This is a genomic window from Shewanella aestuarii (assembly GCF_014647215.1).
In the GTDB taxonomy this organism is placed as follows: Bacteria; Pseudomonadota; Gammaproteobacteria; order Enterobacterales; family Shewanellaceae; genus Shewanella; species Shewanella aestuarii.
In genome coordinates this window covers 17,489-33,243 of record NZ_BMOT01000006.1, presented here as the reverse complement: position 1 = coordinate 33,243, position 15,755 = coordinate 17,489, and the positions used below count along the sequence as shown (strand labels likewise).

Sequence of the window (15,755 nt, the reverse complement as noted above, 5' to 3'; positions counted from 1 at the left end):
AAAGGTGGTCGTATGAATATTCAAAAAGTTGCTATTATTGGCGGTGGTACAGCAGGTTGGTTAGCCGCTAATCATCTTGGTAAAGCATTACTTGATAAGAATGTGTCAATTACCTTAATTGAATCTCCTGATATTCCAACCATAGGGGTGGGTGAGGGCACTGTACCGGCCATTCGTAAGACACTGCAAAGCTTCGGTATTAGTGAAACTGAGTTTATCAAGCGTTGTGATGTCACGTTCAAGCAATCGATTAAGTTTCAAAACTGGCTCGATAAGCACATACATGGCTCTAATAATTATTATCATCACCTGTTTGACCCTCCAAGCCCAATGGGTGATGACTTATCTGATTTTTGGCTTCAAGGCTCAACCAAGACTTATGCTGATTTAGTATCAAGCCAGCATGCGGTGTGTGAAGCTAACCTTGCTCCTAAGTTGATAACAACGCCTGAATATCAGGCTATTCAAGGTTATGCTTATCATTTGAATGCCGCAAAGTTTGCACTATTGTTGGCTGATAATGCACGACAAAAATTTGCAGTTAACCACATAAAAGCCAATGTTGTAGCAACGAAGTTACACCTCGATGGCAGTATAGATTCATTGATACTGGATAATATGGGGCAGCAAAAGTTTGATTTTTACATCGACTGCAGTGGTTTTGAATCTATTTTATTAGCTAAAGCATTGAAGGTTCCTTTTGTGGATAAATCTCAGCAGCTATTGGTTAATAAAGCGATTGTTGTGCAAGTGCCTACCGAACCAGATGCGATTATCCCACCCTATACCAGAGCCACTGCTCATCAGGCGGGGTGGATTTGGGATATCGCATTATCTTCTCGGCGAGGTATTGGACTTGTTTATTCAAATGCTCACTTGCAAGATGAGCAAGCAGAGCAAAAGTTAAACCGTTATTTAGATGGTCGCTTATCGGAATACTCATATCGTACTATTCCAATGCATGTCGGATATCGTAAACAATTTTGGGCTAAAAATTGTGTCGCTTTAGGCTTGGCTCAAGGATTTTTAGAGCCAATTGAAGCAACGTCTATCATGCTAACTGATTTTGCAGCAGGGTATTTAGCTAATCGTTTCCCTACTAATACTGAACAAATGGCTGGGTTATCTGAACGATTTAACCAAACCATGACCTATGCCTGGGAGCGAGTAGTAGAGTTTGCCAAAATGCATTATTGTCTTTCGGATCGCAGTGATTCAGCTTTTTGGATAGACAATAGAGACTCGAAAACTATCCCCGAGGGATTGCACAACAAACTTGCATTGTGGAAGGAATATGTCCCCATGAGCGAGGATTTATTTTCAAAATTTGAAGTCTTTAATGTTGAAAACTATCTCTATGTGCTTTATGGCATGAAGTATGGCACTAAAGCGCCTCATACCAACGCTAAATCGTTAGCAGAAGCACAGAAGCATGCGAATAAGATTGAACAGCGAGCACAGTTGTTATGTAAACAGCTGCCATCTCACCGTGAATTATTGCAAAAAATCCATCAGTTCGGTTTGCAAAAAGTATGATTTCAACCATTTTTGATGGTTATTTAAGCTATTGATGTTCAGTAATAGCAATATGCCAAGTTGCCACTTGAAAAAGCTGGGTAACTTGGTAGTTTCAAGTACTAATTTTATTTTAATCACGGATAAAGGCTGTTAATCGCCATTAATACTGTGATCACATTGAATGAGAAGCGCCTCAAGGAGCCAAGATGTCTAACCAAATTACTTTACTAGAACAAGCAAAGCATGGTGAACTTAAAATCACCGCAAGCGATTTTAACCATGTTGCAGAGCAGCACATTGTGCCTGTTACCCTGCATGAAATTGCTCGTGCTGCGACTGAATATCCAATTGTATTTGTTAAAAACAGTGAAACTGGCGAGTTTCAATCAGTTGCTATGTTAGGTTTAAAGCCAGGACAAAATTTAAGTGTTAAAGACGGTAAATGGTTAGGCCTATACATTCCAGCCGTGGTGCGTGATTATCCATTAGGATTAGTGTTAAACCCTGAAGTAAAAGATAAAGTGTGGATCGGTTTACGTGAAGAAGCCAAAGAAGTTAGCAAAACTGAAGGCCAAGCATTATTTAATGGCGAACAAGAAACGCCATTTTTGGAAGCGCGTAAAAAAGCCCTGATCACTCATTTCGAGCAAGATCAAGCCACACGCGGCATTCTTGGCTTTTTAGCTGAGAAAGAGTTATTTATAAGCCAAACATTAACCGTTGATGTTGCAGGTGAGAAACGTAATATTAATGGCTTATATTTAATTGATGAGCAAAAGTTGAATTCATTATCTGATGAAGACTTCTTAGAGTTGAAAAAACGTGGTTTACTCGGCCCTATCTATGGTCATTTAAGCTCAATCAATCAAGTTAATCGTTTAGCTCGTATGGAAGTCTTAGGCCGTTAATTTAACAGCCAAGTGATATTAAATGGCGCGATTTACGGGACATTTTTGTGTCTGTACATCGCGGCACTTATTTATCAGTAGTATTACTACGCCACAATGATCATCACTAGGCCTGTCAGCATAATCCACAGCGCGAAAAATATTTTAAGTTTGATAACCGAGAAAAATAACGCAATTCTCTTTGCAATTAACCCACCTAGCAATGCCCCTGGGCCTGCAAAAAGTAATACTTCAAAGTTGGCAGCAGAATCAGTACTAAGTGTAATAGGTGTGGCTGACCAAACAGTGATTGCGCTGACTACCACGCCTGTTGCTATGGCCAGTTTAGTGCAATATCCTCTGAGCATCAGATAGATAACCACTATTTCCCCCACCCCTACAGATAACCAAGCTGTAATTATCCCGCCGACAAAACTTAATCCGCTAAGCATAATGCAATCATTTATAGGCGAATGCTTAAATGAGGTAAGTGGTTTATCACGGGTGTTTTTACGGCTGTTTAGAATGATAATTGCGCCCAATATAATAGAGAAAATACTAAAACTTACATGCAATGATACTGGAGCGCTAAGTGAAGCGAATTGGCTCGTCCACAGGCCTGCAATTGAGAACAGTGCACAGCATGCAACCATTATCACAAAGCCTTGCCATGAGTCGTCCTGATGATGTTGTTTGAGGTAGTAATGACACCAAGTCATCGAACCTGCTGTCATACCAAAGCATTGAATGAGAAATGAGGTGCTAATGGCTTCCGAAGGGCTGAAGCCTAAAGCAGAAAACGCCGGAATAAAAATAACCCCGCCGCCTGCGCCAGTGGCGTTAGCAAATATTGCGCCGCATATTCCAAGCAACAAAAAGCGACTATGACTGAAAAACAGTTGATCAATATCAGGCGTTCTCCAAGCCCATTGCAGCCATAAACCGACTAGAATTATGGCGGTAATAAAAATGATGGGATGCATTTTAGGTAAACGACGTTTTAACTGCATATAACCTGAAAGATGGCCTGTTAAGTGAAATTCAATTAATCCTATCAGTGGATTCATAACTTGTCATTGATGATGTTAATTGGCTGTGAGTTTTTGTTGAAGGTGATGTTTTTTAATAAGGTATTGATTTTTATGTTTTTTATAACCATTTAAGTTTGCGTTAATAAAATTATGTCAAAAAGATGTAGATCTCATTAAATAAATTAGGTAACTTAATTAATGACAGCGTTGTCATTGCTTGTGGGTAACGTTGTTATTTAAGGTCAACATGATGAGGAAGAGGTCTCTGATTCATGCTTGATAATGTAAGCTCGGTCGGGCGAGCGACATTATCTTTTTAATATACTTTTAGTCTCTCCCCAGAAACGAGTATAGGCTGGGTACATGTCTTAACAGATTTATGTCCCAGCTTTTTTTTTCCTTAAATTTAACATTGAACATTTATCGAGCACTCATTGGATAAAGTGGTGCAATGAATTAAACCAACAAGGTACTATTTTATGGGGTGTCCCCAAAACTCAGTCTTTATTGGTTATGATATTAATCGACCCACTAAATTAAGCCCTACAAAAATAAGATTTATAACGAGGACGCTATGAAAACGACTTGGGCGCTCAGTGCCATAATGATGTCATTAAGTTTGACCGCATGCTCTCCATCACAATCGACAACTTCGACACCCACTTCTTCAGCAACTGCCACTTGGCAGCAGAGTCATCTAGCGGAGTTTGCAGATGAACTTATTGTTAAATATCGTTTAGTCTCTAATTTACCCGAAGAAGCATGTCCTGCAGATGCTAAAGTGGATGAACGTTGTTTTATTGCCGAGATCGATTTCACTAGCCCAAAAGATATGCTGCACGGTGATTGGGAAATCTATTTTAGCCAGATGCGTCCAGTTCAAACAGTACTTAACGACGAATTTGATATTCAGCGCGTGAAAGGCGATCTTCACCGTTTAACACCAACAGATAAATTTGCAGGTTTTAAAGCGGGGCAAGTAAAAACTTTGCGTTTTCGTGGAGAGTTATGGCAATTGTCTGAAACCGACTTTATGCCTAATTACTATATTGTTGCTAAAGACGCTAATGGAATTGAACTAGCGCCACAGATAATTTCTAGTACCCGCGTGGAAATTGATGCTGACACGGGCATGGAGGTTCGTCCATACGTCGAAGCCTTTGTTGATGCTAAAAGGCAATACCAGCGCAGCGATAAAGATAAATTGGTTTGGGCAAAACCCGGTGTTTTATTTGAACAGAATAAAGCCGTATCTGTTGAGCCGGCATTAACGGCTAACTCTTTATTGCCGACACCTAAAACACAAGTCCTGTTAGATAATGCCAAAGCGGTATCGTTATCTCAAGGGATCACCTTAGACACGCAAAGTTTAACTGAGACAAAGTTGAATCTTGATGACATTCAAGCGGCTTTAGCCCGTCTTGAACGCATTGGCGTACCACAATCAGACAATGGCGTAAAAGTCACATTTGCCGCGTTATCGCCCGTTGATAGCTTAAAAATGGGCTCATATCAATTAACGGTTGCTGATGCTGGAATTGTGATCAAAGCCAGCGAACCAAGTGGTTTTAGCTATGGTATTGCCTCAATCGCCTCACTTGTTAATTTGAATGATTTAACCATCAACGCTATGCAAATCAATGATAGTCCACGTTATCAATACCGTGGTATGCATGTTGATGTGTCGCGTAACTTCCATAGTAAACAGTTTTTGTTGGATCTGATTGATCAAATGGCAGCCTACAAACTGAACAAATTACATTTGCATATGGGTGATGACGAAGGTTGGCGTTTAGAGATAGATGGCTTGCCTGAATTGACTGATATAGGCAGCAAGCGATGCCATGATGTAACTGAATCAAGCTGCATTTTACCTCAGTTAGGCAGTGGACCTTTTGCTGATACCAAAGTGAATGGTTATTACACCAAAGCTGATTATATTGACATTATTCAGTATGCAGATGCACGCCAAATTCAGGTGATCCCGTCAATGGATATGCCAGGCCATTCGCGCGCTGCGATTAAATCAATGGATGCTCGTTACCGCAACCTTATGGCCAAGGGCGATGAGCAGGCTGCAAAAGAATTTGTGTTAACGGATCCTGATGATACAACCCAATATTCATCGGTACAGTATTACGACGACAACACACTGAACGTCTGCATGGAGTCAACTTATCATTTTGTGGATAAAGTGATCACTGAAATCGCGGCGTTACACACCCAAGCTGGCCAGCCATTAACGACGTATCACATAGGTGCAGATGAAACAGCCGGCGCTTGGTTAGAGTCACCCATTTGTCATGATTTTATTGTCAATAACCAATACGGCGTAAAAGATATCAAGCTAGTGGGCCCTTACTTCATTGAGCGCGTCGCCAATATGTTAGCTGAGAAAGGTATTCAACCAGCAGGTTGGAGTGATGGTATGAGCCATACTAATCCAGCAAATATGCCGCCTAACTCGCAAAGCAATGTGTGGGATGTGGTATCTCATAAGGGTTATCAACGTGCTCATCAGCAAGTTAACAATGGTTGGACAACGATTCTTTCAAATCCAGAAGTGCTTTATTTCGACTTCCCTTATGAAGCAGATCCTAAAGAGCACGGTTATTACTGGGCATCTAGAGGCTTGAATAGCAAACACATATTCAGCTTTATGCCAGGTAATTTGCCTGCTAATGCTGAACAGTGGTTAGATATTGAAGGCAACCCATTTGAGGCAGATGATCGTCCTCAAGTTGACGATAATGGTCAACAAACCAGTGGCCCAATTGTTGCAGGTAAAACTTTTGATGGCATTCAGGGGCAGCTATGGAGTGAAACATTACGTAGTGATCAGACAGTTGAATACATGATATACCCAAGGTTGTTAATGCTGGCTGAAAGAGCATGGCATAAGCCTGAGTGGGAAGTGCCGTATCAACATGACGGTGCGGTATATAATCAATCTACTCAAAACTTTACTGCACAAATGAGACAGCAGCAGGCGAGTGAATGGCAAAAAATGGCCAATCATTTGGGCCATAAAGAGCTAGCTAAATTAGATAAAGCGGGTATTGAATACCGAGTACCTACAGTGGGAGCAACTGTTGATGAGAAAGGTGTGCTAACAGCAAATATCGCTTTTCCTGGATTACAAATAGAATATAAAGAGCAAGGAAAAGCATGGCTGCCTTATCTTAACCCCGTAGTGGTTAAAGATCAGGTTGAAGTCCGTGCCATTACACCTGATGGTAAGCGAAAAGGACGCTCACAAGTTGTAAATTAGTTGTAGTTTTATTTACTTTTAAAGTCGCTAATAATGACCTTGTTGGCGACTTTTTTATTTTGTAGAGCCAAGTTATTACAACTCCGATATCTAACTATCATATTGTTTTTAAATGGTTAAGCTTTCATTTTCATTTAAACGAATAATTTTGCACAAAAAATAAATGACAACGCTGTCATTTACGGTGTAACATAGCCTTAACTTATTCATAGGCGCAAATACAATCAAAAAAATAGCGACCTTAAACTGAATACCGAGAGGAAAGTCATGGGTGAGAATCAGCTTAGCAATTCGCAGCTTTACATTGGCATCGATGGCGGTGGCAGTAAATGCCGTGCAACCATTTATACTCAAGATCATAAGCAAATAGGTACTGGTGTGTCTGGCCGAGCTAATCCATTACATGGTTTAGAACAAACTTTTGCATCAATTACTGAGTCAACCCAGCTTGCTTTAGCTGATGCGGGTTTGCCTGCAGAAGCCTGTGGCCAACTTGTTGCGGGTTTAGGTCTTGCTGGTGTCAATGTCGGTCATTTTTTCGATAAAATTTCCAACTGGCAGCATCCGTTCAAATCTATGTATCTCACCACTGATCTGCATACGGCTTGTATTGGCGCTCACAACGGTGCCGATGGCGCGGTGATTATTACTGGAACAGGATCATGTGGTTATGCACATGTAGGCCATCAAAGTATCAGTTTAGGTGGCCATGGTTTTGCTTTAGGTGATAAAGGTAGTGGGGCATGGCTTGGTCTTAAAGCCGCTGAACATGTTTTATTAGCGCTTGATGGTTTTGCCTGTCAAACTGCATTGACTGATAAATTACTAGCTTACTTTGATGTTACAGATGCCATAGGTATTGTGGAAAACCTAGCCGGAAAATCATCCAGTGTTTATGCCAAGCTTGCTCGGATAGTATTAGCTACTGCGCACGAAGGTGATGAGGTAGCCATTGCTATCGTACAGGAAGGTGCCACTTATATCAGTGAGCTTGCTAGACGGTTATTTACCATAAACCCTAGCCGTTTCTCTATGATTGGTGGCTTAGCTGAGCCATTATTGACTTGGTTAGATGATGACGTTGCTATAAAAGTTTCTCCCTCTTTATCACCGCCAGAGTTCGGCGCGTACTTATTTGCTCAGCAGCAATATTCAGCTGAATCAGTCGCCTAAGTACATGGATGGTAAGTTTTCTAACTTACCATTTTGCGATTCTGGATATCGGATAAATATTATGTAGTGGCAGTTTAGTCGACATGAGATATAACTCCTAATCGACTAGCAGCTTTGAACGACGTCACTCAAGCATTGTAACGTATAGATAAAATAATTAACACGAGAGCATTATGAAGCAAATCCTGATTGTTGAACGATTATTTGATGGTGAAGTATTTCATCAGAATATGGCCGTAACCATGGATGAAGGCAAGATCACAGCTGTGACTTCAGCTGCCGAAGTCGTCGATGCCGACCCTAGCATGCTCACTCACCTAGCGGGAACCTTAGTACCAGGATTTGTTGATGTTCAGGTTAATGGTGGCGGCGGTGCACTCTTTAACGATCAGCCCAGTGTTGAGTGTATTGAAACTATTGGTCGCGCCCACGCCCGCTTTGGTACAACAGGTTTTTTACCGACATTAATTACCGATGATGTTTCGGTAATGGCTAAGGCCGCCGACGCCGTTGCTGATGCGATTAAACATAATAAGGCTGGTGTGTTAGGTGTGCATTTTGAAGGGCCGCATTTAAGTGTGCCTAAAAAAGGTGTTCACCCACAGCAATATATTCGCAAAATCAGTGATGAAGAGTTAGCTATCTTTAGTCGTCAAGATTTAGGTATTAAAGTGGTGACTTTAGCGCCTGAAAACGTCTCCACTCAGGTGATTAAATCATTAGTCAAAGCTGGTGTTCGTGTGTGTCTTGGTCACTCTAATGCTGATTATGACACTGTCGTTGCAGCATTAGATGCGGGCGCTAGCGGATTCACACATTTATTCAATGCTATGTCACCATTAGGTTCTCGTGAACCTGGGATGGTCGGCGCAGCACTTGAAAGCGAAACGGCTTGGTGCGGATTGATTGTCGATGGTCATCACGTTCATAGCGCAGCTGCAAAAGTGGCAATTAATGCCAAACCACGCGGGAAAATGATGTTGGTCACCGATGCTATGCCACCTGTTGGCATGGCTCAAGATGCAAGCTTTGAGTTATTTGGTATCAAAGTGGTTCGCCAAGGCGATCGACTAAATGCCACAACCGGCGAGTTAGCTGGATGTGTACTTGATATGGTTGGTGCGGTAAATAATACCGTGGCAATGCTCGGACTATCGCATGATGAAGCGCTGCGTATGGCATCAATGTATCCGGCACAGTTTCTTGGTTTAGATAAAGCATTAGGCTTAGTCAAACCAGGCTTTAAAGCTGATTTAGTGCTGTTGAATAGCGCTAATCAAGTTAGCAGAACCTATATTGGCGGCAAGATTGTATTTGCACAATAAAGAGTCAGCTTAGGCGTGTGATGCGTTCAAAATAATAATAACAATAGAGGCCGTAATGTCTTCAATATCATCCACAAATAACCAAGAGACAACGAGTAAAGCCAATAAGCCAAGGTTGATGTCACTTGATGCCTTGCGTGGCTTTGACATGTTTTGGATTATTGGTGGGGAAGGGTTGTTTGCTGCCATGTTTGCTTTGACGGGGTGGGCTGGTTGGCAAATTGCTGCAGGGCAGATGCTTCATAGTCAGTGGCATGGTTTTACTCTGTATGATCTTATTTTTCCGCTGTTTATCTTTCTTTCAGGTGTCGCATTAGGTTTATCTCCTAAAAGGTTAGATAAACTGCCACTGCAACAACGAGCGCCTTTGTATCGTCATGCGATAAAACGCTTAGCATTATTGATTGGTTTGGGCGTGCTTTATAACCATGGTTGGGGGACAGGTGTTCCGCTCGACCCTGAGCAGGTTCGCTTTTCTAGTGTATTAGCACGTATTGGTTTTGCATGGTTCTTTGCGGCCTTTTTGGTGTGGCACACTTCATTACGGACGCAAATTATTACCGCAATTGGCCTATTAGTGGGTTATTCGCTATTACTGTGCTTTATGCCATTCCCAGGTGGTCAAGCGGGAATATTTACCATGGATGGCAGTATCAATGCTTACATTGATGGATTATTGCGCCCTGGTATCGCTTATCAAAATAGACCATTAGATCCAGAAGGTGTGCTTTCAACGATACCAGCGGTGGTCAATGCATTAATTGGTGTGTTTGTCGGTCAATTCATTGTTAAACCACACCCCAAGGGAGATTGGGCAAAAGTATTGATTATGACCGCAAGTGGTCTTGTATTATTGCTACTTGGTTGGTTATTAAACCCGATAATCCCTGTTAATAAGGACCTGTGGAGCAGTAGTTTTGTCTTGGTAACCTCAGGATGGAGCCTGTTATTCTTAGCCTTATTTTATGCAGTGATAGATGTGCTTAAATGGCAAAAATGGGCGTTTGTATTTGTTGTGATTGGCACAAATGCCATCATAGTGTACTTAGGTTCGAGTTTAATCGATTGGCACTATATTACTCGCAGTGTATTTGGCGGCGTGATCCAAGCTTTTCCTGATTTAGCTCAACAACTTGTTAGTGTGATCGGTTTTATCACAGTGCAATGGCTAATATTATTATGGATGTATCGCCGTAAAATATTTATTCGAATTTAAATTAAACACAAAGCTTTTACGCTTTAGTTGTAAATGACAGCGTTGTCTTAGTGGTTGAATTGTTCTACTATCGAATGAACTGGTCAATGTGACTTAATTCACATCTTGATCAAACAAACCACAAAGACCCTATAAATAAAATAATGAGCAGGTTTATGGAAATGACAGCAACGAAACAACAAACTAAAAGTAGCCTAGTACCGATGGCGATAGTCGCGGTGCTGTTTTTTATTCTCGGCTTTGCTACATGGCTCAATGGCTCTTTGATGCCATACCTTAAACAAATCCTGCAACTTACTCCTTTCCAAGCCTCACTTATCCTATTTTCATTTTATATCGCAGTAACTTTTACCGCGTTACCCTCTGCTTGGGTGATCCGTAAAGTCGGCTATAAAAATGGTATGGCATTAGGCATGGGCATTATGATGATAGCCGGTTTGCTGTTTATACCTGCCGCGCAGACCCAAATATTTGTGTTGTTTTTACTGGCGCAGTTAGTCATGGGAACAGGGCAAACTTTACTGCAAACCGCAGTAAACCCATATGTGGTTCGTTTAGGGCCTGAAGAGTCTGCAGCAGCACGTGTTAGTGTGATGGGAATTTTGAATAAAGGTGCGGGTGTTATCGCGCCAATGGTGTTTACCGCACTAATTCTTGATAGTTTTAAAGATCGCGTTGGCACAGAGCTTAGCCAAATTCAAATTGATGAAATGGCGAATAGCCTTATTTATCCCTATCTAGGTATGGCTATCTTTATCGGCATTTTAGCCTTTGCGGTTAAAAAGTCTCCGTTACCAGAGTTGGAAAAAGAGCAAGAAGAGCAAGGCTCTGAAAAAGGCCAAATTAAACAAGCTTTATCGCATCCTAATCTGGCGCTGGGTGTTGTAGCGTTATTCGTATACGTTGCAGTAGAGGTGATTGCTGGTGATACCATTGGTACTTTTGCATTAACCTTAGGTGTTGAAAACTATGGTGTGATGACATCTTACACCATGCTTTGTATGGTACTTGGTTATACTCTGGGGATTATTTGTATTCCTCGATTCATCTCGCAACCCAATGCATTAATGGTGAGTGCAGTTTTAGGCCTATTATTAACCGCGGGTATTGTATTTGGTGATAGTCAATCATACGTCATAGCCGATTTATTATTAGTGCCATTTGGTGGGGCACAGTTACCTGATACCCTATTAATGATTGCTTTTTTAGGCTTAGCGAATGCGATTGTATGGCCTGCTGTATGGCCTCTAGCGTTATCTGGCATGGGTAAGTTAACCAGTACAGGTTCAGCGTTATTGATTATGGGTATTGCTGGCGGGGCTTTTGGGCCACTATTTTGGGGGTTAACCAGTTCAGCGACGTCTTTGGGCATGCAAGGTGGCTACATGGTGATGTTCCCATGTTATCTATTTATTCTATTTTATGCGGTTAAAGGGCATAAAATGAAAAGTTGGAAGTAAGACATTAACTAATATTTGGTTTTAGCCTAGGCCAAATGAGATGTGTTATAAAAGTCGCTAGCATTACGCAAGCGGCTTTTTGTTTTCTATCTCTCGTCCAGGAATGTATTTGCATGTATAGGACCAGATAGAGTCTCTTCAGTAATACTGAAGAGACTCTGTGACTAATCATTTTATTAGTCGCGCCAAATACGCTTATTAAGCTTTTCTTTTATAGAAATCCATTATATTACTGATTTGCGATTGAGATTTGTAATCCCCCTAAACAAATGTACAGTTTGTTAATGCTTGAAGCCTTGTTATTGCGAGATGCTCGTGCGAATCAACATTTTCAGTCCATACCTGCCTAGCTAATTAACGACTAAGCTAATTAACGGCTAAGCCATGACTCACGTCAGTATAGGATATTAAATGCATACCAAATTGCTTTTAACAGCTTAGCTGTGTTGAATTGACTTTCAACAGACCATCAGTTGACGCATAAATTCGCCTTGTTATAAGAAAAATTATTTTAAGTTGTTGAATATTAGATTTTTAAATCACATTTTAGTCATCTCTTAACTCAAGTTGAGTTTGAGAACGGCAAATTTAAAAAACAAAAAAGCCACTCATTGAGTGGCTTTTTTTTTTTTATGGTGCCGGCACCAAGAGTCGAACTCGGGACCTACTGATTACAAGTCAGTTGCTCTACCAACTGAGCTATGCCGGCTAAATTGTGGTGCCCGAACCCGGAATCGAACCAGGGACACGAGGATTTTCAATCCTCTGCTCTACCGACTGAGCTATTCGGGCAACTAAACTAAGTGTTAGTTATCTACTTCAGATTCAACTGGCTTACTGTGTAATGCCTGTCTCGTCTGGAGTGCGCACATAATATAGGGATGGTTTTTATCGTGCAAGTAGTTTTTAAAAACTTTTTACTCGTTCGCTCACATTCTAGTCAGGGTGGCGTTTTTTTAGTTGAGTTGGTGCTTTTTAGAACGAAAAAAGACATTGTTTAAACTGCGGAAGTCTTTAACGCTCGTTAGAACCCAGTACTTCGGAGTGGAATTGTTTAATGCTTCTATTTTATAGAACGATATTGGCTATTTTTACTGATTTACCTTTACTAAATAGTAAGTAAACTGTTTCACAAGATGTTAACGCATCAAAAGGCATATTTAAGAGGTAGTCATGTTGAACAATAGTTCTACTGAATATGGGTTAATTACAATTTTCATTCATTGGATATCCGCATTGGCGGTTTTGAGTCTGTTTGCACTTGGCTTTTGGATGGTTGATTTAACCTATTACAGTAGCTGGTATAAAACCGCACCAGATATCCATAAGAGTGTCGGTATTCTACTGTTGTTTTTGACAACAATAAGACTGCTGTGGCGCTTTTGGGCAACAATGCCCGCACCAATGCCGACCCATCAGCAATGGGAGCACCAAAGCGCCCGTTGGGCACATAGAATAATTTATGTGCTGATGTTAGCTATTATGGTGTCTGGAATTTTAATTTCGACCGCAGATGGTCGTGGAATTTGGGTATTTGATTGGTTTCAATTCCCAGCAGTGGGTGAATTATTTGATGATCAAGCTGATATCGCGGGTGCTTTTCATCAGTACGCAGCATATAGCTTAATAGGTTTAGTGTTCATTCATGCCGCAGGTGCTTTAAAGCATCATTTTATAGATAAAGATTCAACCTTAACCCGTATGTTGCGAGTTAAGCGTTAATCCAAGATAACGTTTAATCGGATAACGAGCCAATATTATTGCGTCTGATGATGGCGTTTAATGAGTAAACATAAACAGTTATCTAATACAAAAGTCATTAACATATAGGAAGGATTAATAATGAAAAAACACTTAATAGCAGCCGTAATGAGCTCAGCTATGTTAGCGCCAATGTTTGTTGCCAATACTGCCAGCGCAGCAGATTATGTTATCGACACTCAAGGCGCCCACGCGTTTATTCAATTTAAAGTCAGTCATTTAGGCTATAGCTTTGTTATGGGTCGCTTTAATGATTTTTCTGGTGACTTCAGCTTTGATGCAAGCAAAATGGATCAAGCAAGTATCAATGTTGATATCAACACCGACAGCGTTGATTCTAACCATGCCGAGCGTGATAAGCATTTGCGTAGCCCTGACTTTTTAAATACCGCAAAATTCCCTAAAGCAAGCTTCAAGTCGACTTCGGTGGAAGACAAAGGTGACGGTAAGTTTGTCGTTAATGGTGATTTTACTTTTAATGGGGTGACTAAGCCGCTGGCTATTGATGCTGTGATGATAGGTGAAGGTGATGACCCATGGGGTGGATACCGTGCAGGTTTTACCGGTACAACGCATTTTGCAATGAAAGATTATGGAATAAAAATGGACTTAGGCCCAGCTTCAGCGAATGTTGAGCTTGAACTGGTTGTTGAGGGAATAAAAAAATAATATCTTGTCTAATTGATGTTATTAATCAAAAAGTCCGCCATCATCATTGATGGCGGTTTTTTATTACTAGGGTCTGTTGACCTTTCACGGTTGCATTTGGTTCAGATACTAAACCTAAACCTAAACCTAAACCTAAACCTAAACCTAAACTTAATCTAAACCAGGATTACACCTAAGCCTGCTATCAACTTCATTATTTAATCAGTTTAATTTTGCCGAACACATCAGCTGTTTTATAACCTAAATTTTTGTCACCATTGATTGGGTTGATGTTATGAGAACCAACAAAACTTTCACGTTCAGCTGAACCATCGTTGTCACAATAGGCCAACATAAACCCGATAATATCCCCAGCTGTTAAGTTGACAGCTAATACTTGTTGTTTATCGTTTGCTGAAAGTGTGTCATTGTAAGTATCAGGAAAAATATTGATGGCTAGTTCCCAATAAGTAATCTCTGGATTCTCATTATCACGTTGCCATTGGCTATGTACATGTTGGTTAAAGGTTTGTGCCTGCTTGGATGTGTTGAAGTCGGCAACTTGATTGTCTAGTGCAACATGATAAGCAAACGCATTGTGATTAAATTGATGCTCACCGCCTGAAGCGTCTTGATCAATAAATACTTCAAGGCAATCATCATCCCAATATAACTTTGTTGGGTCGGCTGTTTTATCGAACAATACATCGTCAATAATTTCAGCTAGCAAATACAATTTATCTTCACGCCATAATAATTTATAGCGGCCACTAAAGTCAGCTGCACTAGGCTGTATACCAAGGATAAGCTGATCAATGGCTCGCCAAGATGCTCGGCTCCACAAACTATCAGGTTTGCCATCAATAATAATGGGGGTATGAGCATATTTGACCACATTGGGATGAAGGTCTGTGGGCAACTCAGCAAGTGCCGAAAAACTGCATAATGAAATAGTTAAATAACCCAGTTTTATGATGGTTTTTCGTAGATTAGCCAAGCTAAACATACTGCCCCTAGTGTTAATCGATAATTTAAGTTGATGCTCAGTCTAGGCTAATTTAGCCTGAAGATAAATTGAATGGTATTAACTCTAGTCGGTTAACTTGCGCTGTCCATAACCATTATGACAAATAAAAAAGGATAAGTGATTAACTTATCCTTTTATAAAACTTGGCTAAATAAGATGATTAATCTTCTGAAGGAGGGACGTAGCCCTCAATCTCTACATCTTTACCCTCAAATAAGAAGTTAGTCATTTGCTCTTCAAGAAATTTACGGTCCTCAACATTCATCATGTTAAGTTTTTTCTCGTTGATTAGCATAGTTTGTTTTTTCTGCCACAAACTCCATGCTTCTTTGCTGATATTGTCAAAAATACGTTTACCTAAAGCACCTGGGTAAAGTTGAAAGTCCAAGCCGTCAGCTGACTTATTTAAATGAACGCATTCTACAGTGCGAGACATGT

Annotated in this window: 12 protein-coding genes and 2 tRNA genes; 9 read left to right on the top strand and 5 right to left on the bottom strand. The window is 40.7% G+C overall.

The annotated features are described in order from the left end of the window. Window positions 1-12 precede the first annotated feature (12 nt). Together IEY03_RS10080 and IEY03_RS10075 are read left to right on the top strand one after the other, a co-directional pair. The gene (locus tag IEY03_RS10080) at window positions 13-1,536 is read left to right on the top strand and encodes a tryptophan halogenase family protein (RefSeq protein WP_188841249.1); all 1,524 of its coding nucleotides are present in this window, start codon (window positions 13-15) and stop codon (window positions 1,534-1,536) included. 188 nt (window positions 1,537-1,724) lie between these two features. Then, window positions 1,725-2,426, top strand: a complete 702-nt coding sequence (locus tag IEY03_RS10075) for a SapC family protein (protein ID WP_188841248.1) — start codon at window positions 1,725-1,727, stop codon at window positions 2,424-2,426. An 86-nt stretch (window positions 2,427-2,512) separates the two neighbouring features. Here the strand turns inward: IEY03_RS10075 and IEY03_RS10070 are convergent, their stop codons facing one another. Beyond that, a complete protein-coding gene (locus IEY03_RS10070) occupies window positions 2,513-3,472 on the bottom strand; it encodes a sulfite exporter TauE/SafE family protein (protein ID WP_229778275.1) in 960 nt (319 codons plus the stop codon). 538 nt (window positions 3,473-4,010) lie between these two features. Here IEY03_RS10070 and IEY03_RS10065 point away from each other — a divergent pair. The 5 genes from IEY03_RS10065 (at window position 4,011) to nagP (ending at window position 11,881) form a co-directional block, all read left to right on the top strand. Next, window positions 4,011-6,707, top strand: coding sequence for a beta-N-acetylhexosaminidase (locus IEY03_RS10065; protein ID WP_188841247.1), 2,697 nt, complete (start codon window positions 4,011-4,013; stop codon window positions 6,705-6,707). Between the two features lie 267 nt (window positions 6,708-6,974). Continuing rightward, complete coding sequence (gene nagK, locus IEY03_RS10060) at window positions 6,975-7,880, top strand: N-acetylglucosamine kinase (protein WP_188841246.1); 906 nt, start codon at window positions 6,975-6,977, stop codon at window positions 7,878-7,880. Between the two features lie 173 nt (window positions 7,881-8,053). Then, entirely contained in the window at window positions 8,054-9,205 is a 1,152-nt protein-coding gene (gene nagA, locus IEY03_RS10055) for an N-acetylglucosamine-6-phosphate deacetylase (protein ID WP_188841245.1), read from the top strand. 55 nt (window positions 9,206-9,260) lie between these two features. Continuing rightward, a complete protein-coding gene (nagX, locus tag IEY03_RS10050) occupies window positions 9,261-10,421 on the top strand; it encodes a transmembrane glucosamine N-acetyltransferase NagX (protein ID WP_188841244.1) in 1,161 nt (386 codons plus the stop codon). A gap of 161 nt (window positions 10,422-10,582) precedes the next feature. Beyond that, window positions 10,583-11,881, top strand: a complete 1,299-nt coding sequence (nagP, locus tag IEY03_RS10045) for an N-acetylglucosamine MFS transporter NagP (protein WP_188841243.1) — start codon at window positions 10,583-10,585, stop codon at window positions 11,879-11,881. A gap of 633 nt (window positions 11,882-12,514) precedes the next feature. On the opposite strand, the gene IEY03_RS10040 is transcribed toward nagP, so the two are convergent. Beyond that, window positions 12,515-12,590: transfer RNA gene (locus IEY03_RS10040), tRNA-Thr, on the bottom strand. Window positions 12,591-12,597: 7 nt separating this feature from the next. Then, a tRNA-Phe gene (locus tag IEY03_RS10035) sits at window positions 12,598-12,673 on the bottom strand. A 381-nt stretch (window positions 12,674-13,054) separates the two neighbouring features. Here IEY03_RS10035 and IEY03_RS10030 point away from each other — a divergent pair. Next, window positions 13,055-13,603, top strand: a complete 549-nt coding sequence (locus IEY03_RS10030) for a cytochrome b (protein WP_188841242.1) — start codon at window positions 13,055-13,057, stop codon at window positions 13,601-13,603. Between the two features lie 120 nt (window positions 13,604-13,723). Further along, the gene (locus IEY03_RS10025) at window positions 13,724-14,311 is read left to right on the top strand and encodes a YceI family protein (RefSeq protein ID WP_188841241.1); all 588 of its coding nucleotides are present in this window, start codon (window positions 13,724-13,726) and stop codon (window positions 14,309-14,311) included. A 193-nt stretch (window positions 14,312-14,504) separates the two neighbouring features. On the opposite strand, the gene IEY03_RS10020 is transcribed toward IEY03_RS10025, so the two are convergent. Together IEY03_RS10020 and IEY03_RS10015 are read right to left on the bottom strand one after the other, a co-directional pair. Further along, on the bottom strand, window positions 14,505-15,296 hold the full coding sequence (locus tag IEY03_RS10020) for a sugar-binding protein (protein ID WP_188841240.1): 792 nt from the start codon (window positions 15,294-15,296) through the stop codon (window positions 14,505-14,507). A gap of 181 nt (window positions 15,297-15,477) precedes the next feature. Further along, on the bottom strand, window positions 15,478-15,753 hold the full coding sequence (locus tag IEY03_RS10015) for an oxidative damage protection protein (protein ID WP_188841239.1): 276 nt from the start codon (window positions 15,751-15,753) through the stop codon (window positions 15,478-15,480). Window positions 15,754-15,755: the final 2 nt, after the last annotated feature.